The organism is Pseudomonas sp. LBUM1668, assembly GCF_059695715.1.
The window spans coordinates 180,225-204,476 of sequence record NZ_CP166787.1 but is presented as its reverse complement, the minus strand read 5'-3'; the positions used below and the strand labels follow the sequence as shown (position 1 = coordinate 204,476).

At 59.4% G+C, this 24,252-nt stretch carries 25 protein-coding genes and 1 tRNA gene; 4 read left to right on the top strand and 22 right to left on the bottom strand.

Annotation, left to right across the window (positions count from 1 at the left end; all coding sequences use genetic code 11):
- The first annotated feature begins 281 nt into the window (after positions 1-281).
- Positions 282-358: transfer RNA gene (locus ACA061_RS00895), tRNA-Arg, on the top strand.
- A gap of 66 nt (positions 359-424) precedes the next feature.
- Here ACA061_RS00895 and ACA061_RS00890 read toward each other — a convergent pair.
- The 7 genes from ACA061_RS00890 to ACA061_RS00860 all read right to left on the bottom strand — a co-directional run bounded on the left by ACA061_RS00890 (position 425) and on the right by ACA061_RS00860 (position 4,959).
- Positions 425-742, bottom strand: coding sequence for a type II toxin-antitoxin system RelE/ParE family toxin (locus tag ACA061_RS00890; RefSeq protein WP_210701281.1), 318 nt, complete (start codon positions 740-742; stop codon positions 425-427).
- The gene (locus ACA061_RS00885) at positions 739-1,038 is read right to left on the bottom strand and encodes a type II toxin-antitoxin system Phd/YefM family antitoxin (protein WP_150618399.1); all 300 of its coding nucleotides are present in this window, start codon (positions 1,036-1,038) and stop codon (positions 739-741) included. The genes ACA061_RS00890 and ACA061_RS00885 overlap by 4 nt, the downstream gene beginning before the upstream one ends.
- 107 nt (positions 1,039-1,145) lie before the next feature.
- The gene (locus ACA061_RS00880; RefSeq protein WP_210701282.1) at positions 1,146-1,418 is read right to left on the bottom strand and encodes a hypothetical protein; all 273 of its coding nucleotides are present in this window, start codon (positions 1,416-1,418) and stop codon (positions 1,146-1,148) included.
- A gap of 21 nt (positions 1,419-1,439) precedes the next feature.
- Positions 1,440-2,030 carry a hypothetical protein gene (locus ACA061_RS00875; RefSeq protein ID WP_210701283.1) on the bottom strand — a complete coding sequence of 197 codons (591 nt, stop codon included), beginning with the start codon at positions 2,028-2,030 and terminating at the stop codon, positions 1,440-1,442.
- Complete coding sequence (locus ACA061_RS00870) at positions 2,027-2,608, bottom strand: RNA polymerase sigma factor (protein WP_210701305.1); 582 nt, start codon at positions 2,606-2,608, stop codon at positions 2,027-2,029. Before ACA061_RS00870 ends, ACA061_RS00875 begins: the two co-directional genes overlap by 4 nt.
- 29 nt (positions 2,609-2,637) lie before the next feature.
- Complete coding sequence (locus ACA061_RS00865; RefSeq protein WP_497300407.1) at positions 2,638-4,311, bottom strand: vWA domain-containing protein; 1,674 nt, start codon at positions 4,309-4,311, stop codon at positions 2,638-2,640.
- A gap of 87 nt (positions 4,312-4,398) precedes the next feature.
- Complete coding sequence (locus ACA061_RS00860; RefSeq protein ID WP_150603960.1) at positions 4,399-4,959, bottom strand: YbhB/YbcL family Raf kinase inhibitor-like protein; 561 nt, start codon at positions 4,957-4,959, stop codon at positions 4,399-4,401.
- A 139-nt stretch (positions 4,960-5,098) separates the two neighbouring features.
- Here ACA061_RS00860 and ACA061_RS00855 point away from each other — a divergent pair, with 139 nt between their 5' ends.
- Positions 5,099-6,622 (top strand): FAD-dependent oxidoreductase, encoded by a 1,524-nt coding sequence (locus tag ACA061_RS00855; RefSeq protein ID WP_497300406.1) that lies wholly within the window; start codon positions 5,099-5,101, stop codon positions 6,620-6,622.
- 102 nt (positions 6,623-6,724) lie between these two features.
- Here the strand turns inward: ACA061_RS00855 and pgaD are convergent, their stop codons facing one another.
- The 15 genes from pgaD to ACA061_RS00780 all read right to left on the bottom strand — a co-directional run bounded on the left by pgaD (position 6,725) and on the right by ACA061_RS00780 (position 22,509).
- Positions 6,725-7,252 carry a poly-beta-1,6-N-acetyl-D-glucosamine biosynthesis protein PgaD gene (gene pgaD / locus ACA061_RS00850; protein ID WP_150603962.1) on the bottom strand — a complete coding sequence of 176 codons (528 nt, stop codon included), beginning with the start codon at positions 7,250-7,252 and terminating at the stop codon, positions 6,725-6,727.
- Positions 7,249-8,604 (bottom strand): poly-beta-1,6-N-acetyl-D-glucosamine synthase, encoded by a 1,356-nt coding sequence (pgaC, locus tag ACA061_RS00845; protein ID WP_497300405.1) that lies wholly within the window; start codon positions 8,602-8,604, stop codon positions 7,249-7,251. Before pgaC ends, pgaD begins: the two co-directional genes overlap by 4 nt.
- Before the next feature lies 1 nt (position 8,605).
- Positions 8,606-10,603: a poly-beta-1,6-N-acetyl-D-glucosamine N-deacetylase PgaB gene (pgaB, locus tag ACA061_RS00840; RefSeq protein WP_497300404.1), complete on the bottom strand. Its 1,998-nt coding sequence runs from the start codon at positions 10,601-10,603 to the stop codon at positions 8,606-8,608.
- A gap of 12 nt (positions 10,604-10,615) precedes the next feature.
- A complete protein-coding gene (pgaA, locus tag ACA061_RS00835) occupies positions 10,616-13,096 on the bottom strand; it encodes a poly-beta-1,6 N-acetyl-D-glucosamine export porin PgaA (protein WP_497300403.1) in 2,481 nt (826 codons plus the stop codon).
- Positions 13,097-13,351: 255 nt separating this feature from the next.
- The gene (locus ACA061_RS00830) at positions 13,352-14,857 is read right to left on the bottom strand and encodes a YdgA family protein (protein WP_497300402.1); all 1,506 of its coding nucleotides are present in this window, start codon (positions 14,855-14,857) and stop codon (positions 13,352-13,354) included.
- 317 nt (positions 14,858-15,174) lie between these two features.
- A complete protein-coding gene (locus tag ACA061_RS00825) occupies positions 15,175-15,810 on the bottom strand; it encodes an NADH:ubiquinone oxidoreductase subunit N (RefSeq protein WP_497300401.1) in 636 nt (211 codons plus the stop codon).
- Positions 15,811-15,902: 92 nt separating this feature from the next.
- Complete coding sequence (locus ACA061_RS00820) at positions 15,903-17,345, bottom strand: efflux transporter outer membrane subunit (protein ID WP_497300400.1); 1,443 nt, start codon at positions 17,343-17,345, stop codon at positions 15,903-15,905.
- Positions 17,342-18,229, bottom strand: a complete 888-nt coding sequence (locus tag ACA061_RS00815; protein WP_047299245.1) for an efflux RND transporter periplasmic adaptor subunit — start codon at positions 18,227-18,229, stop codon at positions 17,342-17,344. Before ACA061_RS00815 ends, ACA061_RS00820 begins: the two co-directional genes overlap by 4 nt.
- Positions 18,226-18,435: a DUF1656 domain-containing protein gene (locus ACA061_RS00810; RefSeq protein ID WP_007917703.1), complete on the bottom strand. Its 210-nt coding sequence runs from the start codon at positions 18,433-18,435 to the stop codon at positions 18,226-18,228. Before ACA061_RS00810 ends, ACA061_RS00815 begins: the two co-directional genes overlap by 4 nt.
- On the bottom strand, positions 18,432-20,495 hold the full coding sequence (locus tag ACA061_RS00805; RefSeq protein WP_497300399.1) for an FUSC family protein: 2,064 nt from the start codon (positions 20,493-20,495) through the stop codon (positions 18,432-18,434). The genes ACA061_RS00810 and ACA061_RS00805 overlap by 4 nt, the downstream gene beginning before the upstream one ends.
- On the bottom strand, positions 20,492-20,920 hold the full coding sequence (locus tag ACA061_RS00800) for a MarR family winged helix-turn-helix transcriptional regulator (protein WP_497300398.1): 429 nt from the start codon (positions 20,918-20,920) through the stop codon (positions 20,492-20,494). The genes ACA061_RS00805 and ACA061_RS00800 overlap by 4 nt, the downstream gene beginning before the upstream one ends.
- A 144-nt stretch (positions 20,921-21,064) precedes the next feature.
- Positions 21,065-21,346, bottom strand: coding sequence for a type II toxin-antitoxin system RelE family toxin (locus ACA061_RS00795; RefSeq protein ID WP_150603969.1), 282 nt, complete (start codon positions 21,344-21,346; stop codon positions 21,065-21,067).
- Positions 21,336-21,581, bottom strand: coding sequence for a type II toxin-antitoxin system Phd/YefM family antitoxin (locus ACA061_RS00790; protein ID WP_150603970.1), 246 nt, complete (start codon positions 21,579-21,581; stop codon positions 21,336-21,338). The genes ACA061_RS00795 and ACA061_RS00790 overlap by 11 nt, the downstream gene beginning before the upstream one ends.
- Before the next feature lie 92 nt (positions 21,582-21,673).
- The gene (locus ACA061_RS00785; protein WP_150593777.1) at positions 21,674-21,919 is read right to left on the bottom strand and encodes a DUF2789 domain-containing protein; all 246 of its coding nucleotides are present in this window, start codon (positions 21,917-21,919) and stop codon (positions 21,674-21,676) included.
- A 128-nt stretch (positions 21,920-22,047) separates the two neighbouring features.
- Positions 22,048-22,509 (bottom strand): aminoacyl-tRNA deacylase, encoded by a 462-nt coding sequence (locus tag ACA061_RS00780; protein ID WP_150618383.1) that lies wholly within the window; start codon positions 22,507-22,509, stop codon positions 22,048-22,050.
- A gap of 168 nt (positions 22,510-22,677) precedes the next feature.
- Here ACA061_RS00780 and ACA061_RS00775 point away from each other — a divergent pair, with 168 nt between their 5' ends.
- Both ACA061_RS00775 and ACA061_RS00770 read left to right on the top strand, forming a co-directional pair.
- Positions 22,678-23,208, top strand: coding sequence for an NfeD family protein (locus ACA061_RS00775; RefSeq protein ID WP_497300397.1), 531 nt, complete (start codon positions 22,678-22,680; stop codon positions 23,206-23,208).
- Positions 23,209-23,210: 2 nt separating this feature from the next.
- Positions 23,211-23,969, top strand: a complete 759-nt coding sequence (locus tag ACA061_RS00770) for a slipin family protein (RefSeq protein WP_497300396.1) — start codon at positions 23,211-23,213, stop codon at positions 23,967-23,969.
- The last annotated feature ends 283 nt before the right edge of the window (positions 23,970-24,252 follow it).

Below are 24,252 nucleotides of genomic sequence, written 5' to 3'. Positions count from 1 at the left end.
GAAATCTCAAACGGATCGTAGGAGCAAAGGGGTTAAAGGACAATAGGGCGTTCGAAAAAAAGAACAAAAACGGCGTGTTTGTGGAAATTTTCAGATCAACGCACAAAAAGCCCCTGCCGCAGGAAAACCATAGAACAGCCCTGCGAAAGCGCCAAGCGAGGGTTTTGCAGGACGTTACCGCTTTATGGAATGCAGCGTTTTATTCCGACACGCGCACTGACAATAGGTGCCGAAACGCAGCATGGACGCCCCGAGCCGACCTAGGTATGATGTCGCCCGCTGCACCAGTAGCTCAGCTGGATAGAGTACTGCCCTCCGAAGGCAGTGGTCGTGGGTTCGAATCCCGCCTGGTGCACCATGAATAGAAATGAAAAAGCCCCGGACTGTGATGGTCCGGGGCTTTTTTGTGGGCGACTGTATTTAACTATTGAGGCTGGCGATCCAGGTTATCGGAATCAAACAGTCGAGCAATGTCGCGCGCACTATGCAGAACCCGCTCTACCTGAACATCGCTCTCTATAAGTGAGTAAAAAATCAGGTATCGACCGTGGGCGATCATTTTCAGCCCTTTGGCAGCTTCATCTCGGGATATTCCTTGATTCGGCTGGCTGACCAACTGATCACAACGAACACGCAACTCACCAATGAAGCTCCGAGCCCGTCCGGGATTGTCACGAGCAATGTAGCGGGTAATCTGCTGAAGATCCTCACGGGCGAGTGCGGAAAATAACAGCCGCCTCATACACGATTCTGCTCAGACTCTACATCATCAATCAGCGCATCGAGCTCGGCAAAAACAGTGTCTGAAGCTACCGCCTGACGATGGTCATTACGACTTGCGGCAATCGCCTCGCGCAATTCAGCGGCTCGCAAGCGATCCAGCAGCTCCTGATACGTCGCGTGAGCCAACAAATAGGCGGCGGGACGATTATGGTTGAGAACGGCGATAGGCTCCAACCCGGCCTGCTCGATCACAGTGCTGGGGCTGCGTTTCAATTCGGTGATACTTACCGAGCGGTTAGCGAGCAACTGCTCCATAGAGCCTCCAAAGGTACATAAAAATGTACTTTATAGTGCTCTTTTTTTGAGATCAGGGTCAACGAGCAGCTTGGTTACTTATAAAGTGTAAGTCTGGCGAACCGGCACTACTCCGTCGTCCAATCAAACTCATCGTAATCCTCATCCTCCTCGTCTTCCCCTTCAACCTCCTCCTCAAAAACGTCCTCTTCCTGAAGCACATCCTCTTCCTGCTGGCTCAGCAGAAATTCCTTACGCGCTTCGGTAATCGCGCGCCGCATCTCTTCGCCCTTTTGCGGGCAATTGAGGAGTTGGGCGATACGGTCGATTTTTGGTGCCACGGTGTTCTCCAGCGCTTCAGCTATGGCCCGATAGTGCGCGTTTTTGCGGGGCAATGCCAAATGGCTGGGCGAACAGGGCGGTCAGTTCTTCTGGATTTGTTTGAGCCGGGCGTCGAGGTCGGCGTTTGGGTAGCGTTTGTGCAGGTTGTTGAACAGGCTGTCGGCGGCTTGTGCTTGGCCGGATTCGCGCAGGCGCAGGACTTCGCGCAGTTGTTCGTCGAGGCCGTTGGCCGGGGCGGCGGCGCGTTTGCTGACTTTGGCTTCGTCGGCCTGGATCGATTCGCTTTGCATCGGCGCGGCCATTTCTGCCATCGGCGCGGGTGCGGACATGGCGCCTGCCGGGGCGCTCAATGCTTCGGGCGCTTGTTTACGCGCCAGTGGCGCGGCGGGTTTGGCGGCGGGCGCAAAGTCGAATTGCTGCTGCGGCTCGGGCGCGCGTTGCACCAACGACAGCATCAGGGCCACGCCTACGAGGCTGGCGAATGCGACTTGCCAGCGCGGTTTGCGGCAAGCGTCGAGCCAGCGTTGCCACAGGCTTGGCTTAACCGCCGGGCCTTCGCGCAGGGCAGCATTGAGGATGAACGCATCAAGGTGCGTTGGCGGTTCAGCGTTGTGCTGTTCGCGCACATGTTTAATGACCGGATCTTCGGGTGTCTGGCGGGCGTCGTTCATGTCAGTACCTCCTCGGCCAGCAGCCGACGCAGTTTGTGCTGGGCGTAGCGCAAGCGGCTTTTGACGGTTTCCAGCGGCGTTTCGGTGAGGCTGGCGATTTGCGCCAGGTCGAGGTCGCCGTGGGCGCGCAGCAGGAACACTTCGCGTTGATCGGTGGGCAGCGATTGCAGGGCGTTTTCCAGGCGCTGACTGTCGCGACTGAGACTCAGCAGTTGTTCGGGATCGGTGGCTTCATCGCTGATCGCGTGGATTTGTTCATCGTAACTGTCGTGCAGCGGTTGCCGGGCGCCATGTTTGCGCCAATGGTCGATCAGACGGTTACGGGCAATCTGGAACAGCCATGTACGAAATGTCGCTCGACCTTGTGGCTGACTGCCGCTGCGGATCAGGCTCAGCCAGGTTTCCTGAAAGACTTCGTCAGCCAGTTCGGGTTTGCCACTCAAACCGAGCAGAAACCGATACAAACCCTGACGGTGGCGGGCGTACAAGATCTCGAACGCCGCGCCGTCGCCCTCGCGATAACGCGCCAACAGCGATTCATCGCTGCTGGCGGTGGGGCTGTCCGGCGAAGCAAACAGCTGACTGATGAAGCCTTTCAGACGACTCACTATTCAATCCGTCGCTCAGTGGGCAGTGCATTCGATGCGGTGGAGTTGCGCAGGCTCTGCGCCAGTTCGACCAGTTGCACAAACTCGTTGCGAAGACCAAAACGGTCATCGCCACGGGCACCACGGGCCAGCGCTTCGGTGTCCTTCAGGTTGAAATCGCCGGTATAACGACCGTCCTTGAGTTGCTGGGAAAACGCGGCGACCGCCGCAGCAAAACGCAAATCCTCGCTGGCTGGCACAACCTGATTGGCAATCGGCCGCTCGATCAGCAGACTTTTCCCACCTTCAGGCTGTTGATATCGCACACGCAGCATTGCCAACTCCCCATTCTTCTCGGAAACAGCCGCACTCGATTTACCGTAGCGAAGCGGTTCCAGCCAGCCCTTCTCGCCTGCCGGAACAATTTCATACAACGCCGTCACCGTGTGTCCTGCGCCGATTTCGCCAGCATCGACTTTGTCATTACTGAAATCCTCACGCTTCAACGCACGGTTTTCGTAGCCGAGCAGGCGATACTCGCTGACTTGCGCGGGATTGAACTCCACCTGCAATTTGACGTTTTTCGCCACCACGGTGAGCGTCGAGCCGAGTTGATCCACCAGCACTTTGCGCGCCTCGCGCAGGTTGTCGATGTAGGCGTAGTTGCCATCGCCGGCATCGGCCAGTTGTTCCATCAAGTGTTCATTGTAGTTATCCACACCAAAACCCAGGGTGGTCAGGGAAATACCGGTTTTACGTTTATCCACAGCCATTTGTTTAAGGCTGTCGAAGTCGCTGACGCCGACGTTGAAGTCGCCGTCGGTGGCCAGCAGGATGCGGTTGATGCCTTTGGCGATAAACCCCTGTTGTGCCATTTGGTAGGCCAGTTCGATGCCGGACGCACCGGCAGTGGAGCCGCCCGCAGTTAGTTGCTCGATGGCTGTACGAATCTTCGCTTTTTCTCGTCCGGATGTGGGCTCAAGCACCACTCTGGATTCGCCGGCATACACCACCAGCGAAACCCGATCCTGATCACGCAATTGATCAACCAGCAGTTTCAGCGTGCTTTTGACCATCGGCAACCCTTCGCGGCGATCCATCGAACCGGACACGTCGACCAGAAAAACCAGATTGGCCGGGGCCAATTGCGCAACCGCGCGGTCAGAAGCCTTGATGCCGATGCGCAGTAAACGCGTGTGCGGGTTCCACGGCGATGCTGCCAGTTCGGTGGTTACGCCAAAAGGTGAGCCATCGCTGGGCAATGCGTAGTCGTAGGGGAAGTAATTGACCATTTCCTCCAGCCGCACCGCGCCTTCCGGTGGCAGGCGTCCCTGATTGAGCAAGCGGCGAACGTTGGCATAGGCGCCGGTATCCACGTCGGCGCTGAAGGTCGAAACCGGCGTTTCGGCGACGCTGTGGATCGGATTGTCGGCAAGCGCCTGATATTGCTCGCGCTGCTCGTCGAGATAGCCTTGTGGATAACTTTCCCTGGCAGGCATTGCGGCAAAACTGGCAATGGGTGCCGGACGCGCGCTGCGCTTGGCCATGGCACCGTCAGCCATGATCACTTCATGTTGCACAACGGCTTCAGTCTGAGCCGGTGCAGCAGCGGAATCAGGTTTGGAAGAGACACCGCAACCGCCGATGGCCAGCAAAATACCGACCACTACAGGACGCAAAAGAGGAAGAGACATGGGGGCTGACCTCGGGATGAAATTGATCATTCATCCACTGAGACGGGCAGCCCTTTCAGTTCGGGTTAAACGCGACTGAAAAAATTTTCAGCGGTGATAACGCCGCACCGCACTGCTGTTGCGCAGCACGTGGCCTTTGATTTTTTCCATCAGTTCGGCACGGGTCAGACCGGCAGGCAAGGCGTCCGGGGCCAGATCCAGCGCGTAGAGCTGGATGATGTAGTGATGCGCGCTGTCGCCGACCGGTGGGCACGGCCCCATGTAATGAGTGTTGCCCTTGCTGTTGGTGCCGCCGACGCCTTCGAAAGCGGATTTGGCACCGACACCCGCAGCAATCTGGTGAGTCGTCGGCTTGATGCCGTAGTGAATCCAGTGATCGACGCCCAGGCCTTTCTGACCGTCCGGGTCGTGCATGACAATCGCGTAGCTCAGGGTTCCGGTAGGGCCGGCGTTCCAGCTCAGCGCGGGTGACTGGTTCTTGCCGCCGCAACCGGCCGCATCGCTGGCCGCGGCCGAAGTGAACAGACGATTATCGGACACTCCCGGGATGCTCAGGGTGAAGCGCTCCTGGGCCTGCGCCGGAAACTGCACGCAAAGTGCGACGGCAATGGCCGCCAGCCAAGGGTTGAGAGAGGTCAATCGGGTCATTCCGGGAGCACCTTGTGCAGTGGGGCCGTCGTCGGCTTGCAAACTATAGCTGTACCGTTCGTGCCTTGGCAGTAGCAAATGGCTGAACCTCGCACTGCGCCGCAAACTCGTAAGAGAAATGCCCGCGAGGAAGCCGAACATGTCTCTGCACCGTGTCGCCCGTTTCGCCGATGTTCCTGAAGATCGTGGTCTGGAAGTGAAAATCGGCGACTGCAAGATTGTGCTGCTGCGTGCCGCCGGCGAATTACGAGCGTTTCAGGGTGAATGCCCGCATGCCGGCGCGCCTTTGGCTGACGGTGCGTTGTGTCATGGACGGCTGATCTGCCCGTGGCACAAGGCGACTTTCCGCGCCGAAGACGGTGCGCTGTGCGAGCCGCCAGCCCTCGACAGCCTCAAGCGTTATCCGCTGGAGCTGCGTGACGATGAGGTTTGGGTGGATGACCAGCCGATTGCCGATCCGCACATCCCGCCAGCTGACGATACACGCACGTTCGTGATTGTCGGTGCGGGTGCCGCAGGCACCGCGTGTGCGGCGGCGCTGCGAGAAAAGGGTTTTGGCGGCCGCATCACAATGATCGACCGCGAGCCCGATGCCGGGTACGACCGCACGGTGCTGAGCAAATTCGTCCTCGCTGGCGAGATGCCGTCAGAAGAAATCCCGGCGTTGCGTGATGAAGCTTTTTATAGAGAGCAACGTATCGAACGCCTCCAAGGGGAAATCACCTCACTCGATGCGCAAGCGAAAACTATTCATTTAAGCGATGGCAACACGGTGAGTTATGCCGCCGCCGTGCTGGCCACCGGCGGCGAGCCCAACCCTCTGGAACTGCCCGGCGCCGAACTGCCGCAAGTCTTCGTCCTGCGTTCAAAAACCCAGGCCGAACAGATCATGAACGCCGCCGCACCCGATCAACGCGCAGTGATTATCGGCGACAGCTTCATCGCTCTCGAATGTGCCTCGGCCCTGCGCCAGCACGGCCTCGACGTCACAGTACTCGCTCGCCACGCGATCCCTTTCGCCGCTCAGTTCGGCGACGCTGTGGGCAAAGCCATCCGCGCCTTGCACGAAGAAAACGGCGTGAAGTTCATCACCGCGCATGAGGCGCAGGAGATCACCGGCAGCGGTAAAGTCGAGGCGGTGCTACTGGACAATGGTTTGCGACTTTCGGCGGATCTGGTGCTGGCCGGCGTCGGCGTACATCCCGCCACCGAAGCTTTTGCGTCACTGCCGAGGGATGAGGATCAATCTCTGCGCGTCGATGCGGGCATGCGTGTGGAAGAAGGTCTGTGGGCCATCGGCGATATCGCCACGTTCCCGCTGAGCGGCCAGCCACAGCGCATCGAACACTGGCGCCTGGCCCAGCAACACGCGCGAATTGCCGCCGCCAACATGCTCGGTGGCGACGAGCATTACCTTGATGTGCCGTTTTTCTGGACGTGGCACTTCGGCAAGAACTACGAATACCTCGGCCATGCCGAGCAATGGGATGAGATCGAATTCATGGGTGAACCCGAGCAGCCGCCCTTCATCGGCCTGTTCGGCAAAAACGGTATCGTTGTCGCGGCAGTGGCCTGCGAAAAAGAACGGGCGATGGCGATACTGGCTGAGCGCTTGAAGCAGCCGTTGCCGATGGACGTTGCCTGGAAACTGATCCGCGAGTAAACACCAATCCCGTGTAGGAGCTGCCGCAGGCTGCGATCTTTTGACGTTAAAAAGATCAAAAGATCGCAGCCTGCGGCAGCTCCTACAGGACCCTAAGTTCATTTATCGGGTCAGCGGCTCGCGGTTGTCGTCATCCTCGGCGTGCAAGAAGATCACCCGCGGATGTTCCAGCGGCGCCAGTGGCGATGGCAATTGCGCTTGTGTCACTGGCCAGAAATGCGTCACCACATGACTGATGTCACCTTCCTGATCGTTGTGGATGGTCATCACCCCGGGGGTGCGCAGTTTTTGCAGACGGTCATCGCAGAGTTTGAAGCTCTTGCTCAGCCCTGCATCGTCGATCACCGGTGACGGCAAACGACGCTGAGCGAAGCTTCTGCTTTTGCGCTGTTGATAACGCGCCCATGCAATCAGGATCACGGCGTTGACCACAGCGATCCACAGGTAAATCTGCAACGTGCCCAGCGCATCGAACGCCGAGCTGTCGATGCGCGGCGCGCCGGCGTGGGTTTCTATCAGCGGCCATAGCCCGCGCATCAGCAGAAACAGCAGGCCGACCCAGGCCAGCACGGTGAGGATAACGTCGATCACGACCAGGATTGGCCGCTGGCGGGTCCGGATGATTTTCATTTGATGACTTCCTCTTCGTCGTCGCCGATCGGTTTGATGCCCCGATCAGGACTGACCCAACGCGCACGTTTCTGATGCTGGCCGAACAGCACCTTGGGGAAACTGACCAGCGTGGTCAGCAGACTGATCAACCAGAACACCAGCGGGTACCAGATCACCCAGAACATCGTCCGGCCCAGCCCCGGTTCATAGCGGCGGTCGATGACGATGCTGACCGCAAACTGCACCAGACACACGAACGCCAGCAGCAACCCGGTAAATGCCGGCGGCATCAGGTGGTCCACCGCGATGGCTTCTGGCATGACCACAAATTTGCCGACGCCCCAGAAAATCACCGACAGCAGGAAGGTGAACGCCCAACCGGTCGACAGGCAGTATTCGAACAGCAGCGGCCACAGGTAACGATGGCGGTACTGCCAGATGCCGCGAATGTTCTTGAACAGCACTTCGGCGCCACCCTGTGCCCAGCGCAACCGCTGCGTCCACAGGCCGCCGAGGGTTTCCGGCATCAGAATCCAGCACAGGGCGCGGGGCTCGTAGAAAATGCTCCAGTGGTCGAGTTGCAGCTTCCAGCTGATGTCGATGTCTTCGGTGATCATGTCCGGGCTCCAGTAGCCCACCCGGTTCAGTGCAGAGCGGCGGAACGCGACGATGACACCGGACACGGTGAAGATCCGCCCGAACACGCGCTGAGTGCGTTTGATCAGCCCGATGATCGATGAGAACTCGCCGACCTGCACCCGTCCGACCAGCGTCGAACGCGTACGAATCCGCGGGTTGCCGGTCACCGCGCCAAGCCGTGCGTTGTCGAGCATCGGCGCGACCAGATAGGCCGCCGTGTTCGGCGCCAGCAGCGCGTCGCCGTCGATGCACACCAGATATTCACTGCGCGCGGCAATCGCGCCCATACGCAGGGCGACAGCCTTGCCCTGGTTTTCCGCCAGGTGCAGGACCCGCAGCCGTGGGTCTTCCTTGGCCAGCCGGTCGAGCACTTCGGCGGTGTTGTCCTTGGAGCCGTCGTTGATCGCGATGACTTCGATGTTCGGGTAATGCTGGGCCAGCGCCGCATGGATGGTGTCGGCGGCGTTGTCGCCTTCGTTGTAGCAAGGGATCAGGATCGAGATCAGCGGCTCGCCTGCCAGTGACGGCGGCAGCGTGTCGTCCTTCCACGGCCAGTGCCGCTCCCAGTGCAGCCAGAAATACAGGCCACCGGCAATCCACAAGCCAGACATGAACAACGGGTAGAAAAACACGAAGTCCATCAGGAACTGCCCGGTGACCAGGAAGATCAACCCCAGCGGTACGCCGAGGACGAGCGCCAGAACAAGCAGGGCTAACAGTCTATCCAGCATGTCATGGGTTCCATTTGTTGGAGAGTGCAGGCCGTACGGTTTTCAGGTCCGGCAGGTTGTCGAGGAAGTTGTCCGGGTAGTAGCCGAAACTGGTCGCGCCCTGACGCTTGAGGCGGCCCATCCAATCCGCCAGATGCGCGCCATCGATGTCGGCCTGATCCTTTTTCGTCCAGTCGCGGGCCTGCAATTCGAATACCGTGCGGTTCAGCGCGCCGGGGCGTTTGCTGACGGTTTGCACCAGCGTTTCCAGCCATGGGCCGGACTGTTCCTGAGTCTGTTTTTCCATCAGCGGCATGGCCATCGGCGCCGTCCAGTCGTAGGTCGCGAGGAAGTCATCGAGGTTCTGTGCATACCATTCTTCGCTGTGTGGATTGAGCATCGGCTCGGCGAAGATGTTGCGCGCGGTCTGCACTTGCGGCCCTCGAATGGCGCGGACTTTGGCGGTGAGTTCGTTGGTGAAATCGATCAGGTAACGACTCTTGAAGCGCGTCCAGCGCTGCATTGCCGCCGGGTCATCACGCAGTGCTGCGATCGAACCCGGCAAGCCGTTTGCGGCGTACACCTTCAATGCTTGTGGGCCGGCGTCTTCGAAGTCCGAGAACACGGCATCGTCGTGGTAAAGGATGCCGTCGACCGAGGTCAGGCGCGCCACGTCTTCGTAGATTTCACCAATGATTCGCCGTACTTCCGGATCGAACGGCGACAGCCGTTTGTACTGATCAGGAGCGACCGAGGTGGCACCGGTTTCCGGATCCCAGCGCATGACGCGCGGCAATTTCGAATCGAGAGCAAAACTCAGCACCGGCATCCAGGCGAAGACTTTGACGTGGGCACGGGTACGCAGTTGCCAGGCCACGCGGTCGAAAATATCCGCGCGCACCGGCAAGTGGCGGTTGGGGAAGTACAGTGAGTGCACCAGACCGTCGCCCTGCGGATCGGCGAAGGCTTGCAGGAATACGGTGTTGGCACCCATGTCGGCCATGCGCTGCACCAGTTTGCCGAGGTTGATGTCCTGCTGCACCGGGTCCGGGTCGTAGACGTTGTCCAGATCCACGTGCACCACGCGCATGGCGAAATCCGCCTGCGCCGAGACAATGCTGTTGGCGAAATGCGTGCCGTCAGGATCGGACGCAACGAGGAAGCGCGGGCTGCTCATCAGGTTGTCGAGGGCGTCGAGACCGTCATCGAGGGTCAGGGCCATTTCATAGCCCTCCTCACCCACCACGGTCAGCGAAGTGCCGTCCGCCGCGCCATATGGCCAGACCCAGACCCGCGGTTTGTAACCGGTGGCCTTGCGGATTTTTTCCGAGATGTTGCTGACGTCGTTGCGAATCCGCGCCTGAAAATCGGCCTCGGACTCATAGCGTTTGGTCAGCGGATCGTAACGGCGGGTCGCGGCAGCAGGCTGCAGGTTGCCTTGCGGGTTGGCGAGGATGCCTTTGTGGTTGGCATCGGTGTGGGCGGCGATTTCCACCAGCCCGGACCTGGAGATCTCGCGTACCTGCTCCCAGGTCAGGAAGTCGGAGCGCGCTCGCGGCGTACCGGCAAAATCCACTGGCTGGTTCAGCGGCGTGTCGATCCAGCTGCCGACCGGCGCCAGCAACGCGTGCCAGTTATAGGCGCGCAACACTGGGAGCACGCGGGTGTAAAAGCTTGAATATCCGTCGTCGAAACTGAGCAGAATCGCCTTCGCCGGCAACTCTGGTCCGCCCTTGCGTGCGGCCATGATCTGGTCGACCGTGACCGGTTTGTAGTTGTTCTCCCGCAGCCAGGCGAGCTGTTCGATCATGCGCTCGGTGCGCACCGCCACCACGGCCTGATCGGGATCAAGATCTTCGACATCGTGATAAGCGATGCCGAGCACGTGATTCTTCGGCCACGGTTTTTCACTGGCCGCCACCGGGCGCTCGGAGGGCGGTGTGAAGGCCGGGGCTTGCTGGGCGCAAGCGCTGACCAGCAGCGCTCCCAGCAGAAGGATGAAACGCGAAATAAAAGGCATCTTCAAACTCTTCTAGAAGCGGAAAGTGAGGTCGACGAGCAGACGCAGATCGGTCTCCCGATCGCCGTCATAGGGCCGGTTGATCACACTGAACAAACCGCCCACCTCGAACACGTCGTTCCAGGCATAACGCTGGCCGTAGCCGAGCAACGCCATGCCGCCGGTGCCGTGATTACGCTGGCTGTACGTACCCGCACCCGCCTGGAACTGCTGGCTCCAGGAGGTTTCGTAACGGTGGTAGAGCACGTGATTGACGTTGATCAGCGGCATCACACTGAAGTCGGATTTGGGGTTGAAGTACGGCACGTCATCGGATTTGGAGTTGTGGCTGGTGCCGACTTCCAGGCCCGCATCGACTTGCACGTTCGGCGCGCTGTAGACGCCTTCGCGTCCGGTGAGCAAGGCTTCGACGCGGTTGTTGCCATCACTGAAGTGCGACGGGCTCACCGACAGCCGCCACTCGCGGCTTTCGTTGGCGCGCCAGCGGATAAACCCGCTGCCACCGTTGGCCTTGATGTCGCTGTTGAGCGCGCGCAACGGCGTCTCCGCCGAGAGGTATTCGAGGCTGCCGCCGTACTGCCAGTTGTCATTGATGTCGCGGGCGATCGCCAGTCGCGCACCCTGTTTGTCGCCGAAGCCATAATCGTGATTGGAGATTTCGGCTTCGAGGGTCATGTCGCGGGTGCGACGCTCCAGACCGACGCGTTGAAAACGGTGGTGGCCGGTGCCTTCGGCGAAGTCGCCAGTGGCATAACCGGCACCGGCGAACACGCGCCAGTCTTCATCGATCGGCGGGCTGTACAACGTAGTCTGGATGCCGAAATCGCGACTGCCACTGACCGCGCCGCCATCGCCGCCGCTACCGCCATTGGCCTTGCCGCCGTAGGCTTCGACGCGCAGTTCGGACATGTCGTGGACTTCACGCTCACGGGCCAGACGCTGCACCTGACGGTTGTCCGGATAACGCGCGACCACATCGTCGGTCAGCGCATCCATCTGCCGCCATTCCTGCAACTGCATGGCGGTGCGGGCCTGAGCAACTTCCAGGCCCATGTCGCGCGGCACCATGCTTTCGGTGTCCTTGAGCTGGATTTCAGCGCGACGTGGCCAGTTGCGGGCCAGGTACAGGTCGGCTTGAGCCAGGCGCAAACCGACGTTGCCCGGCGCCTGATCGACCAGCGTCTGCAAACGCTCTTCGCCATGGGGCAGGTCGGAGCCATAGGTACCGGCCTGCGCTGCGAGTTGCTGGGCGTCCATCCATTCATCGTTTGGGTTGCCTATTGGCAAGCCCTTGAGTTCAACGCGTGGGCGCTGGGACTTGGCCAAGTCTTCGGCGACTTTGCGCGCTTCGTCGGCGCGGTCACTTTCAAGCAGCGAGTAGTACAGCGCAGTGGTGTCTTCCAGACGATCACCGACATCGGCGTCCGGCGCCGACAGCACTTGGCGATACAGATCAGAGGCTATTTCTGGCTCGCGCTGGTCCAGATAGGCTGCGGCCACCCAGCGCTGGGCGTAGGTGGGAATCTTCACGCCTTCGGCTTGCAGTTTCTGGTATTCGCTGATGATGTCGGCGGTACGCGCCCGGGCCTTGAGCGCGCCCATGCGGTCGATGCGCCAGCGGGTCACGTCGTCTTTGGCGCTGGCGTCGGGCGTCCAGGTGGCGAGCAGTTTGTCGTAATCGGCCAAGGCACGGTCGGCGATCACGTAGCGTTCTTTTTCGCTGCGAGTCGCGAGTTCAGCGAGGCGCACGCGTTCGGCAGCCAGATCGCCTTCGAGGCGGCGCAGGGTGACCGGATCGATCAGCCCCGGACGCTGATGGGCCAGGCGCAGTGCCGGTTCAGGCAGACGCGCCTTTTGCAGCGCGACCACGTATTCGCGGGCGACTTCCGGTTTTTTGCCTGCGCGAATGAAGGCCTGATCGTATTCGAACAAGGCGTCATATTGCTTGCCGGCACGGCTAAGCGCGTAGCCCAATGCCAAACGGCGCGAAGGATCATCAGGCTTGGCGGCGACCAGCGCTTTGGCGCGAGTTACGGCTTGATCGGGTTGGCCGGCGTCAGCCTGAGTCAGGGCCAGACCCAGTTGCAGGTCGGCGTTGTCCGGCTCCAGCGCCAAGGCCTTGTTATAGACCTGTGTCGCCTGATCCCAACGTTTGAGGTTGCGGTAGGCGCGAGCAGTGGCCGTCAGCGCCTGAATCGGCAGCACGCGGGAACGGCCCTGGGTTTCATAGACCTGCACCACTTCGGCGTCGAGCCCGGCCCAACTGGCAATTTGCAGGTGATCGCTGATCTGTCCGGTGGTCGCCTGACCCGGCGGCACCTGACGCAGCACCGTCAGCGCAGGCGTGGTTTGCCCGGCACGGGCGTCGCGCACCATCTGATCATAGGGTGTATCGGCAAACGCGAGTGCCGGCCAAAGTAATTGGCTGCACAGCGCTACGCGGAACAAAGGGCGTAAACCACGATGCAATACGGGAACATCAATACGCGGCATTCGTCAGCATCCTTACATGGCTAGCCGGGTCTCAATGCCCTCCTTGCCCATTCGTAACGGAGCCGAGCCAACAACGCTCGGCCAAGCTTAGTCAGGCAGTTTGCACGCAAGCGCTGAGCAAAATCCGGAACACAATAATTGTTCAGAATCGTGATGGCGGCTTGGCAGGAGCGCTGAAAACCCGAACACCAGACAGCAAAACGCCCGGCGTCTGTGCAAGACAGAGGCCGGGCGTTTGCTGTTAATGGCGCAGTATTACTGCACTTGCGAGACGCCCGCGAACTTGTTCATCAGGAAGGCGACAAACTGCTCGACGGTCATTTTCTGGCCGTTGAATTCCACCTGATTGGCGGCGTAATGCAGCTTGGTCACGACATTGGTGCCATCCACGGTCGCCAACTGCGAACCGACGGCCATGCCCGAGAACATGTCGGCCGCACCGCTGGCCTGATCGACGATAGCTTTGGCGTCGGTCTGACCATCAAGCTGCGCCTGGACGCTGAGCAGATCGATCAGCATTGGCTTGGACACGACGATGTTGAGATCGAGCAACGCGATCAGCTGTTTGCCCAGTTGATCCGGTGGCAGGTCCATCGATTGCGGCTTGGTCAGGTCGATCACCAGATTGGCGCGACTTTCACCATTGGCGGTTTTCAGCGAGAGGTTCTCCAGCGCCACTTGCGGACCGGCCGCCAGCAGCTTCTGCAGGTCGGCTTTGACCTGAGCCGATTCGGCTTCGGTGAGGTTCAGTTCCGGCGCCGGCAAACCTGCTTCTGCAGCTTCGGCAGCGGCTTTTTCGTAAGGCTGCAATTTGGTCTGATAGATCTGCATCAGCGACATTGTCGACGGAATGTCGAGGTTCTTCAGGCTGAATGCCAGGTTGGCGGAACCGATTTTCTTGTCGTTGAGGGTGACTTCTTCAACCTTGTAATCGGCGCGACCGGACGCATTACTGCCGCTTTCTTCGGTGAGGTTCTTCATCTCGAAGCCCTTCACGCCGAGCACCGATTGCTTGGTGCCGAAGGTGGTTTTGCTGTTGGTCAGTTCCAGAGTGTTGGCGCCGGTGTAGTAGCCGAAGCTGCTCTTGGCGAGGTTGCTGGCCAGGGTCAGACCATTGAGTTCGATCTGCACGGGCGCCTGGTCTTCAGCCACGGTGACCAGTTTCAGGCTGTCCATGTAACCGTCAGCCTTGACCTTTTGCGCTTGGGCGCTGGCGGAAATATTCATGGTCAGGCCGGAGAATTTCAGGCTCGATTGCGCATCCAGTGCGGTTTCCAGTGGCAGCAGGTCGATGGTGCTGGTGGTGGATTCGTCGTAGCCAATGTTGGTCACGCCTTTGAGCGGTGCTGCGCCCTTGGTCGCGGCGAACCATTTTTCGGTGGCCGGGTTCTTTTCCAGCTCGTAATTGCTGGTGGCCATGACCGGCAGCCACTTCAGCGACACCAGACGCGAGAACGGCAGCGGCCCGTGCTCGATGTGGTCGACAAACAGCAGCTCGACCGGCGCATCGCCAAACAACTCACCTTCACCTTTGAGGCGATAGTGCGCGGTGCTGGTGAACGTGTGGCGCTCCAGCGACACCAGTTCCAGCGACGCAGTGCCATTGGAGCCGGCCATCGCGGTTTGCAGTTCTTTGTTGGCGTTGGTGACGGCGTTGTTCAGTACGCCTTCGATCTTGGTCCCGGTGTACCAGGCCCCGCCTGCGCTGATCGCACCGATAGCAACAACAATTCCGAGTAGCACGCCTGCTGATTTATTCATGAATGACCTGATCGATTTCCGTGGCTGAAAGTGTGGTCGTCTTCCCTGAACCCGTGACCGGGTTACGGCTCGACTCCGCTTGAATTAGCGGTGGAGATTAGCACTGGGCACGGGATACGGCCCAATGTTTAAAGGTGAAAGAGTGTCTATGGGGAGTGTGGACAGTCGACAGGCTGGAAGAGTTTCGCTGTTTTTGCAGACGCCATCGCTGGCAAGCCAGCTCCCACAGAGTCTTGGGTGATCACAAAACTTGTGAACACCACAAAAACCTGTGGGAGCTGGCTTGCCAGCGATGAGGCCCGTTGATTCAAAGGAGATCAGGAATACTGAACCTCGATCTCATCCAACTGATGATCAAAGCTCTTCAACCGCGCTGTCCAGGTATACACCAGCACTTCAAAATCCCGATCGATCACCGCGCCACTCGGGCCATCGGCGCGCGGATCGCAGTAATCCAGTTGATAGCGTTCGCGGGCCATGGCCGTGGCGACATCGGACAGTTCACGGGCATTGTTCAGCCAATGCCAGCCCTCATCGTCGAACTGCTTGTCGAGTTCCAGGCATTGCTTCTTCAGCGCTTCGAGGCTTTTTTCCAGCGGCGTGCCGGTGAGTTCGCCCATGACCTCGGCGAAGGTACGCCCCGGTTGCCAGTAGCTGCCCCAGAAATACCGGTCGAACACGGTTTCGACCCGGCGCAGGGCGACTTTGGTGTCCCAGATCAGCACCAGGGTCTTGCCTCGTTCAAGCTGTCGCTTCTTGACCCGCTGAACCTGCAGAGACGCCCAGGCCACCACGACGATTGCCATCACCGCGATCAACGCCACAGCGCTGTCGAGGAAAATCATCGCCTTGTCGATCTGGTGGGCCAGCATGATGCCGTAAAAATAGGTGGCCGAAAGCAGCACCAGCGCTACCAACGAGCACCAGAAGCCGAGAGCGTAAGGGTTTTTCATTATTGGTTTCCCCTAGACCAGCGCTAGCAATGTGCGCTGAAGGGACGCTTTGCACGGGGCGCCCTTTCAACACTTCAAGCATAGCTACGGCGTCAGGGTTTGCTCGGGCTTGAGGCTTGCGTTCGTCCGCTTTCCCAACCGCCGCCGAGGGCGAGGAACAAATCGATCTGGCTCATGGCGACTTGAGTGTTGGCAGCGGCCAGTTGCGCGGTGACATCGGTGTAGGTGCGTGTTGCTTGCAGGTCGGCGAGGAACGACTCGCGGCCGGCCTGAAAGAAACGGTGCGTCTGGTCTGCAGCCAGTTTCGCCGATTGCTCGGCATCGGCCAGTGCATCACGGCGCTGCAACAAGGAAGTGTACTGAGCCAGCCCCGTTTGGGTTTCGCGAATGGCGTTGAGCACCACGCCGTCGAAATGCGCCAGTGCGCCTTGTGTCGCCGCTTCGGCTTCGCGAATGCGCGCACGGGCGCCGTTGGTCGGCACCTTCCAGCTCAGCGACGGGCCGAAGCCCCAACGGTTGGTCGATGGATCGCCCAAATCGTCGATAAGACCGACGGTGCCAATCGTCGCGCCAATGCTGATGTCCGGGTACAACTCGCCGGTGGCGACACCGATCCCGGCGGTCGAAGCAGCCAGCCGCCGTTCGGCCTGGCGAATATCAGGGCGGCGCTTGAGCAACGCGGCGCCATCACCGACCGGCACCAATTGCGCGATTTTCGGTAGCTCGGCGCAGGTCGTTGTGCCCGTCGGCAATTGATCAACGGGTTTGGCCAGCAGCATCGACAGACGAAACAACCCAGCCTGACGCGCCGCTTCGTAACGTGGCAGGTCAGCGCGCAGAGATTTGAATTGGGTTTGCGAGCGGGTGACCTGGGTTTCGTCGCCACGTCCGGCATCACGCAAGCGTTGGGTCAGCGTGGTGCTTTGCGCTTGCAGATCGAGAGAATGCTCTGCGATTTCTCGCTCCTCATTCGCTGCACACACCTGGGTATAGGCGCGAACCACGTCAGCCACCAAAGTGATCCGCGCGGTATCCGCTGCCGCCTGGGTCGCATCGGCGTTGGCCTTCGCACCTTCGATGCCGCGTTGCAAGGTGCCCCACAGATCGAATTGATAAGAAGCGCTGATGCCGATATCGCCGACGTTATCGACCGGGACTTTTTCCGGCAGCAGGAACGCCTGACCGGATTCCTGCAATCGCTGCGCGCCCATTTTTACACCAGCGCTCCAGCCACCCGCGGCTTCGGCCTCATCGACCTGCGCACGAGCCCGCGACAGGTTCGCTGCCGCCACGCGCAGATCCGTGTTGGAGGCCATGGCCTGCTGCACCAGTTGATCCAGACGTGGGTCCTTATAAAGGCGCCACCAGTCAGCCGGCACTGGCGCCGACACCACAGGTTTGCCAGCCACCGCCAGTTCGCCCTGAATGTCTTTGCGCTGAACAGCCGCCTCATCGGGCACCTGGTAATCCGGCCCGACCATCTGACAGGCCGAGAGCATCACGCCCAACCCGGCGATCATCAGGGCCTTGTTCATTGCTCGGGCTCCTGTTTCCTGTCGTCAATGATCGACACCGTGGCGGTCCGCCCGGCGATCATGCGGAAGTCTGCCGGCACCTCGTCGAAGGCAATGCGCACCGGAATCCGCTGCGCCAGTCGCACCCAACTGAACGCCGGGTTGACGTTCGGCAGAAGATTGCTGCCGCTGCTGCGGTCGCGGTCTTCGATGCCGGCGACGATGCTTTCGACATGCCCGCGCAGCCGCGCACGGTCGCCAATCACACGGATATCCACCGACTGGCCGACATGAATGCCGTCGAGTTTGGTCTCTTCGAAATAGCCGTCGATGTGGAAGGAATTGCTGTCGACCAGCGACAGCACCGGACGCCCGGCGGTGACGAATTCCTGAGGACGCGGCGCGCGGTCGTTGACGTAGCCATCCACCGGACTGCGGATCACCGAGCGATCAAGGTTGAGCTGAGCGCTGTCCACCGTCACCAACGCTTCGGCCAGCGCCGATTGCGCACGGGCGACGCGCGACTGGCTCGCTTCCAGTTGCTCGGCCGGCACCAGATTACCCAACCCACGGTTTCGCTTGGCTTCACGTTGCGCTTGCGCCAGGGTTTCTTCGCGATCCGCGACCGCGGCTTTAGCCTGACGCAGCGCCAGTTTGAAGCGGTCCTGGTCGATGCTGAACAGCACCTGGCCGCGCTTGATCAACTGGTTATCCTTCACCTCGACCTGCTGGATCAGCCCGGAAACGTCCGGGGCGATCTGGATGATGTCGGCGCGAATGTGGCCGTCGCGGGTCCACGGCGCGAACATGTAATACATCACCATGCGCCAGACGAGGACAACGGCAAAAGTCACGATCAGCAGGGTCAGTACCACGCGACCGATGGTCAAAAACGGTTTTTTCATGTCATCAGGTATCGACTGAGTGAGTCCACGCCGTACAGAAGTACGGCGTAGAGCGCCACGTTGAACAATGCCCGGTGCCAGACCAGACGGTAAAAGTGCACGCGCGTGAGCACGGCATGCACCAGCAAAAACAGCACATAAGTGATGCCCATCAACACCAGCAAGGTCGGCAGGAAAATGCCGCTGATGTCCAGATCACCGATCATAGGGGCGCTCCATCGGGCAGCGGTTCTTCGGGCTCGGCGCTGGAAACGAATTCAACGCCGGGCAGCAATGCCAGACGCAAACCGCTCAGGGCGTGCAACAGGTGTAGCCGGGTTTCTTCGTCGCCGTGGCCATTGAGCGCACGGCGGGTGCGGTCCAGGGTCATCAGCAAAGGGCTCGGCGCCGGCAGACGTTCACCAGCCTTGAGGCAAGCGCGGAAATACCCGCCGACCTCGCTTACCACTTGCTGCAACAGTGCCTTGGGTACGCCGGTCATCCGCGGGGTGTAGGCAAGCAAGTCGAGCAGGTTCAGGCCCACTCGTACTTCACGCATGGCAATGCCGGTGTCCTGGCCAGTCAGCGCCAGACGCGGCAGGTGCTGCATCAGCCGATCAAGCAACTGCACGCCCAGCTTGCGGTGTTCAGCAAGGTTGGCCGGTTCGGTCATGTCGACAATGTCTTTCCAATTGAACCGGGTAAGCCGTTTGGCTGCCAACTCGGCACCAAACGGACGCGCCACCAGCGTCCAGATGAACGCGAACAACAGGCCGATCGGTCCCGCCAGATTGGAGTTCACGAAGGCAAAAAAGTCTGCATCGTAAGCCCCCTGAATACTGATGAACGACGAGGTGTTGACCAGCGTCAGCAGCATGCCGAGGTAGAAACGCGGCTGCACCGTCAGGGTGCCAACGCAGATAAACGGGATGGCAAACGCCAACACCAGCATCGGAAAATCGTGCAGGTTCGGCAGAATCAAAAACAGATACAGGCTGGCGAACAGCACCGACATGCCGGTCCAGAAAAAGAACCGGTAAATCTGCGGCGCCGGGTCGTCCATCGAGGCGAAGAAGCTGCACGCGACTGCCGCCAGAATCACCGCACTGCCGCCATCCGGCCAGCCGAGCAGAATCCACAGCACCGAGGCGACGATGATCGCCAGAATGGTCGACGCCACCGAATAGAGCATCAGCCCACGGTCGATAAATGGCGTCAGACGACCGAGGCGCCAGTGGCGATAAACCGCGCGCCAGCTGTCCTGGCGCTCGCAGAGAATCGCATCTTGCAGACTGCGGCAGTCTTGCCACAAATCGATGAATTCGCCGAGGCGATAAATCGCGTTGGAAAACAGTAATTGCTTGCGGTCTTCAAGTGCTTCGGCGCTTGGCTGCAAGGCTTCGAGCTGATCTTTGAGTGCCTGCCAGCGGTCGAGATCGGCGTCGTTGTGGTCGAGCCATTCACGGGTCGCGGCCAGCAGCGGTGCGAATTTTTCCACCAGCTCCGGGGTGCGCCGTTCGAGGGCGTAGAGCGAGTCTTCGAGGGCATCGATCACCGGCAGCAGGTGGATCATCCGCCCGCGCAGCTCTTTGGTATTGCGCACGGTTTGCGGCCGCGAGCCTTCGTGGGGCAACTGGCCGATCATCAGTTCGAGACTATTGAAACTGGCGACCATCGCCATGCGTAAAGCAGTGACTTCTTCGGGCTGCACGTCGCGGCTGAGAAATTTCAGGCTGTAGGTCGACGCGTCGGCGAACCATTTGCCCACGGCGTCGTTGAACACCGGCGCAAGGCGACGTGGCCAGAACATCGCACCCACGACGGCAGCGACGGCAATGCCGAGGAAAATCTCTTCGGTACGCGCTTCCGCCACGTCCCACACCGCCAGCGGGTTATCCACCACCGGCAAGGCAATCAGCGGCAGCGTGTAACCGGCCAACATCAATGCGTAACTGTTGGCGGTGCGTAAATGCAGCGACAGGAACAGCAAAATCCCCGTCCACAAGGCGATGACTACCACCAGCACAAAAGGGCTCTGGACGAACATTGGCACAAAAAACACCGCCGCCGCCGCACCGAGAAAAGTACCGATGGCGCGGTACAGCGCCTTGGAACTGGTCGGACCGAGAAATGGGCTGGAAACGATGTACACCGTGGCCATCGCCCAATAGGGACGCGGCATTTGCATGAGCATGGCGATGTACAGCGCGAGCATCGACGCGGCAAACGTGCGGATCCCGTAGAACCAGTCACGGGCCGGCGGAATGCCAGTGAAAAAACCGTTCAAGAATTAACCACCACGGGCGGATTTGCCGCCTCAAAAGCTCTGAGTACTCGAAGCGTAGCCTCCAGATCACTCTGGTCGATGCCTTCGAGTACTTCGTGACGCAGACGCACCAATTCGACCTCCACCGCTTGCACCAGCTCACGACCGGCGTCGGTCAGGCTCAGGCACTTGGCGCGGCGATCCTGTGTGTCTTCAGTGCGGCAGACGTAACCGGAGTGGCACAACTGATCAAGCAGTCGCACCAGCGACGGACTCTCCATCCCGGCCGCCTGCGCCACTTGCACCTGACGCACACCTTCGCCCAACCGCCCGATCATCAACAACGGGACGGCGCAGGCTTCGGAGATTCCATAGTTGACCAGCGTGGTCTGGCAGATCTTCCGCCAATGCCTGGCGGCCACCACCATGGCACTGCTGATGTTCATTTGGAGAGCGTCGAGGGAATTTGGCACGGGGAAATGCACACTGTTAGTTTGCTAACTATCAATATCGCATTGGAGGGGAAATTCAGTCAAGTTTTGAAACAAATTGACCGTTCAGCCATGGAGAAATGGATTGGCTGGATGTACTCAGCGTTTTTTTGCATTTTCATACACATTGCTGCGCTCGCGTTTGCCTACCGCAACGACAGAAACGACGACGCGCTCTTCGATTACTTGATAAACCAAACGGTAACCAGATGCCTTGAGTTTGATTTTGTAGCAATCAGTCATTCCGTGGAGCGCATCAGCCGATACTCTTGGCAGCATCAATCTTTCGGCGAGTTTCTTTTTGAATTGATCTCGAAGCGTATGACCGAGCTTGTTCCACTCTTTATGAGCAGATGGCAAAAATTCGAGCTTATAGGTCATCCAGGCTTACCGGTACGGGTGTCTCATGGCTGCGGGCACGCACGATTTCAGCCAACTCCAGATCATCGAGCCGCTCCATCATTGCCTCGTAAACATCAGCTGGCACCATGTAGCCCATGACGCGATTGTGGTTCAGAACGGCCACCGCTCCACCATGGGCGCCGCTCAGTACTGCAGATGGGTTTTTCTTCAGCTCGGAAACACTGACAGCCATATCGGCCAGAACGTTTTGCATAATTAAGACCTCATTTGAGGTCGTTATATTGGTCCAGTTTTAGATCACAGACAATCGTAAAAACGATAAGGCTACAAGCGGTCATCATTCAGTCATCCCTGCCGCCCCTTCCGCAACAACACATTCAACTGATCCACCACTTCCGCCCAGTCCGCATCATCGAGAATCTCGTCCCGCAAAAACTCCGCCTGGCTTTCGCTCCAGAAAAACGCGTCCGCCAGATGCAGCTCTGGTTTGAGTGGGGAATGGGTGGCGATGAATTGGTCGATGCTGACCGGGTCGTTGTCCAGGCCCAGTTGTTTGAATAGCGATGGGAGGCTGTGGTTTGGATTTTCCATTGATGAATTCCTTGGATGACGCGGTGAGTGGAAGAATTTTCGCGAGCAGGCTTGCTCCCACAGGTTGAACTCAATCTCCTGTGGGAGCGAGCTTGCTCGCGAAGGCGTCTGCACGAACGCCACTAAACCTAATGACTCAACTCCCGCACCTGCGCATGCGGCACCATTTTCAAATACTCGGGCATGCTCATGTGCAGCAGGTAGTTGTGGTTGCCCGCCTCCAGGTAGATGTCTTTCTGCCGGGTCAGCAGAGGGTCGATGACCATGTCCAACCCGTAGGAATCCCCCAGCGGCGGCACCGCGCCGCGTTCACAGTCATCGAATATGTGCGCCAGATTGCTTTCGCGGGTGAGTTGCCATTCACCAGAGTTGCGCACCTTGCTCAAATCCAGGTGGCGGCTGGCTGGCAGCACGGCCATCAGGTAATGCCCATGGTGATCGTCGAGGATGACCGATTTCGCTACCCGTTCGGCAGCCACCCCGCTAACCCGCGCGGTCTCCAGGCTGCTGGACGAGTGGCGGTGGGCGACGATGTCATATTCGCAATGCGCCCGGTTCAGGCTGCTTTGCACCTTTTTGGCCATTCGCATGATGCACCTCGGAGTTGCGCTGGAGGGTTGTTGCCGTGTCTTTGAGTCTAGTTCGGCAGGTTGCAGACGAAGGGAAATCCGCTCACCGGACACATCCGCACATTGATCAACATTCAGCCAGCGCGAGGCTCAACTAGACTGAAAGAACCACCTGTCGCGGAGGATCACGTGAACAGCCGATGTTGTGCGTTTGTCTGGTTACTCCTGCTGAGTGGGTTCGCCTTCGCCGCCGACACCTCATTACCGCCCATGAGCCCGGTCGGCCTGTGGCTGATCACCCTCGGCATCGTTTTTCTGATTGCCGAAGCCGCGCTGCCCAATTACGGCGTGATCGGCCTGGGCGGGATCATCATGTTCGTCATCGGCGCGCTGATTCTGGGCAACGCCGACTTGCCGGTGCCCATGATGATCGGCCTAGGCCTGATCAGCGCCCTGCTCTTGCTTGCGTTGATCATCCGCGCCTTGAGGACCCGGCCGCGACACGCAGTCAGTGGCGACGCCGGGCTGGTGGGCAGCGTCACGGCAGTGACCACTGTGCACGCGCAAAATGCGCATAACGGCTGGGTGCAACTGCAAGGCGAACATTGGCAGGTGCTCAGCACCACACCACTGCACACAGGGCAATCGGTACGCGTGGTCGGGCGAAACGGCTTACTGCTGCAAGTCAGCGCGACTGACGCGGCTCAACACGGAGAGTGATCATGGGTCTGCAAATCGGTTTTGTTGCGCTGCTGTTGTTGGTGATCGTCCTGGCCGGATCGACGTTTCGCATCCTGCGTGAATACGAGCGCGGCGTGGTATTTCAGCTCGGGCGTTTCTGGCAGGTCAAAGGCCCGGGGCTGATCCTGTTGATTCCGGTGGTGCAGCTAATGGTTCGGGTCGACCTGCGCACCGTGGTTCTCGATGTGCCGCCGCAGGACGTGATTACCCGCGACAACGTTTCGGTGAAGGTCAACGCAGTGCTGTATTTCCGTGTGCTCGACCCGCAGAAGGCCATTATTCAGGTCGAAGATTTCCTCTCCGCCACCAGCCAACTGGCGCAGACCACGCTGCGCGCCGTGCTCGGCAAACATGAACTGGATGAACTGCTGGCCGAGCGCGAGCAGTTGAACATCGACATCCAGCAAGTGCTCGACGCGCAAACCGATGCCTGGGGCATCAAGGTCGCCAATGTCGAGATCAAACACGTCGACCTGAATGAGTCGATGGTGCGCGCCATCGCCAAACAAGCCGAGGCCGAACGTGAGCGGCGGGCCAAGGTAATCCACGCCGAAGGCGAACTGCAGGCCTCGGAAAAGCTCATGCAGGCCGCCGAAATGCTCGGCCGCCAGCCCGGTGCGATGCAACTGCGCTACATGCAGACCTTGTCCTCGATTGCTGGCGACAAGAGTTCGACGATTGTCTTTCCGTTACCGATTGAATTGCTCAAGGGCATGGCGGACTTGTCGGGAAAATCCTGAAGCAATTCCTGTGGCGAGGGAAGGAAGTCATCAAGGCTCTGAAATGTAATGTTTCAAAAATAGCCGATCTAACAAAGTTGCCATCAACTTGTTACATGAGTGTAGTCCGACCGTATTTTCCTACAGAGATCCAGGAAGCTACTCTCTCCGAAAGTGAAAGTAGCGACAAACATAGGCGAACGAAGTCTCCGATGTAACAACTGCTCATACAGAGCCTCTCGAATGACTTGACCATTACCGAGGAAACCCAACAAAACTGAGCGACCGGCGCTGGTTAAATCCC

Excerpts from the sequence above, each read along its gene's own strand:
- ACA061_RS00810 (WP_007917703.1), bottom strand. The coding sequence starts at position 18,435 with ATGATCGGTGATCTGGACATCAGCGGCATTTTCCTGCCGACCTTGCTG.
- ACA061_RS00820 (WP_497300400.1), bottom strand. The coding sequence starts at position 17,345 with ATGAACAAGGCCCTGATGATCGCCGGGTTGGGCGTGATGCTCTCGGCC.
- ACA061_RS00770 (WP_497300396.1), top strand. The coding sequence starts at position 23,211 with ATGGGTCTGCAAATCGGTTTTGTTGCGCTGCTGTTGTTGGTGATCGTC.
- ACA061_RS00890 (WP_210701281.1), bottom strand. The coding sequence starts at position 742 with ATGAGGCGGCTGTTATTTTCCGCACTCGCCCGTGAGGATCTTCAGCAG.
- pgaD (WP_150603962.1), bottom strand. The coding sequence starts at position 7,252 with ATGAAAATCATCCGGACCCGCCAGCGGCCAATCCTGGTCGTGATCGAC.
- ACA061_RS00800 (WP_497300398.1), bottom strand. The coding sequence starts at position 20,920 with ATGAACATCAGCAGTGCCATGGTGGTGGCCGCCAGGCATTGGCGGAAG.
- ACA061_RS00860 (WP_150603960.1), bottom strand. The coding sequence starts at position 4,959 with ATGACCCGATTGACCTCTCTCAACCCTTGGCTGGCGGCCATTGCCGTC.
- pgaA (WP_497300403.1), bottom strand. The coding sequence starts at position 13,096 with ATGCCGCGTATTGATGTTCCCGTATTGCATCGTGGTTTACGCCCTTTG.
- ACA061_RS00855 (WP_497300406.1), top strand. The coding sequence starts at position 5,099 with ATGTCTCTGCACCGTGTCGCCCGTTTCGCCGATGTTCCTGAAGATCGT.
- ACA061_RS00795 (WP_150603969.1), bottom strand. The coding sequence starts at position 21,346 with ATGACCTATAAGCTCGAATTTTTGCCATCTGCTCATAAAGAGTGGAAC.
- ACA061_RS00825 (WP_497300401.1), bottom strand. The coding sequence starts at position 15,810 with ATGAAAAACCCTTACGCTCTCGGCTTCTGGTGCTCGTTGGTAGCGCTG.
- ACA061_RS00815 (WP_047299245.1), bottom strand. The coding sequence starts at position 18,229 with ATGAAAAAACCGTTTTTGACCATCGGTCGCGTGGTACTGACCCTGCTG.
- ACA061_RS00875 (WP_210701283.1), bottom strand. The coding sequence starts at position 2,030 with ATGAACGACGCCCGCCAGACACCCGAAGATCCGGTCATTAAACATGTG.
- pgaB (WP_497300404.1), bottom strand. The coding sequence starts at position 10,603 with ATGCCTTTTATTTCGCGTTTCATCCTTCTGCTGGGAGCGCTGCTGGTC.
- ACA061_RS00885 (WP_150618399.1), bottom strand. The coding sequence starts at position 1,038 with ATGGAGCAGTTGCTCGCTAACCGCTCGGTAAGTATCACCGAATTGAAA.
- ACA061_RS00780 (WP_150618383.1), bottom strand. The coding sequence starts at position 22,509 with ATGCGAATGGCCAAAAAGGTGCAAAGCAGCCTGAACCGGGCGCATTGC.
- ACA061_RS00785 (WP_150593777.1), bottom strand. The coding sequence starts at position 21,919 with ATGGAAAATCCAAACCACAGCCTCCCATCGCTATTCAAACAACTGGGC.
- pgaC (WP_497300405.1), bottom strand. The coding sequence starts at position 8,604 with ATGCTGGATAGACTGTTAGCCCTGCTTGTTCTGGCGCTCGTCCTCGGC.
- ACA061_RS00790 (WP_150603970.1), bottom strand. The coding sequence starts at position 21,581 with ATGCAAAACGTTCTGGCCGATATGGCTGTCAGTGTTTCCGAGCTGAAG.
- ACA061_RS00865 (WP_497300407.1), bottom strand. The coding sequence starts at position 4,311 with ATGTCTCTTCCTCTTTTGCGTCCTGTAGTGGTCGGTATTTTGCTGGCC.
- ACA061_RS00830 (WP_497300402.1), bottom strand. The coding sequence starts at position 14,857 with ATGAATAAATCAGCAGGCGTGCTACTCGGAATTGTTGTTGCTATCGGT.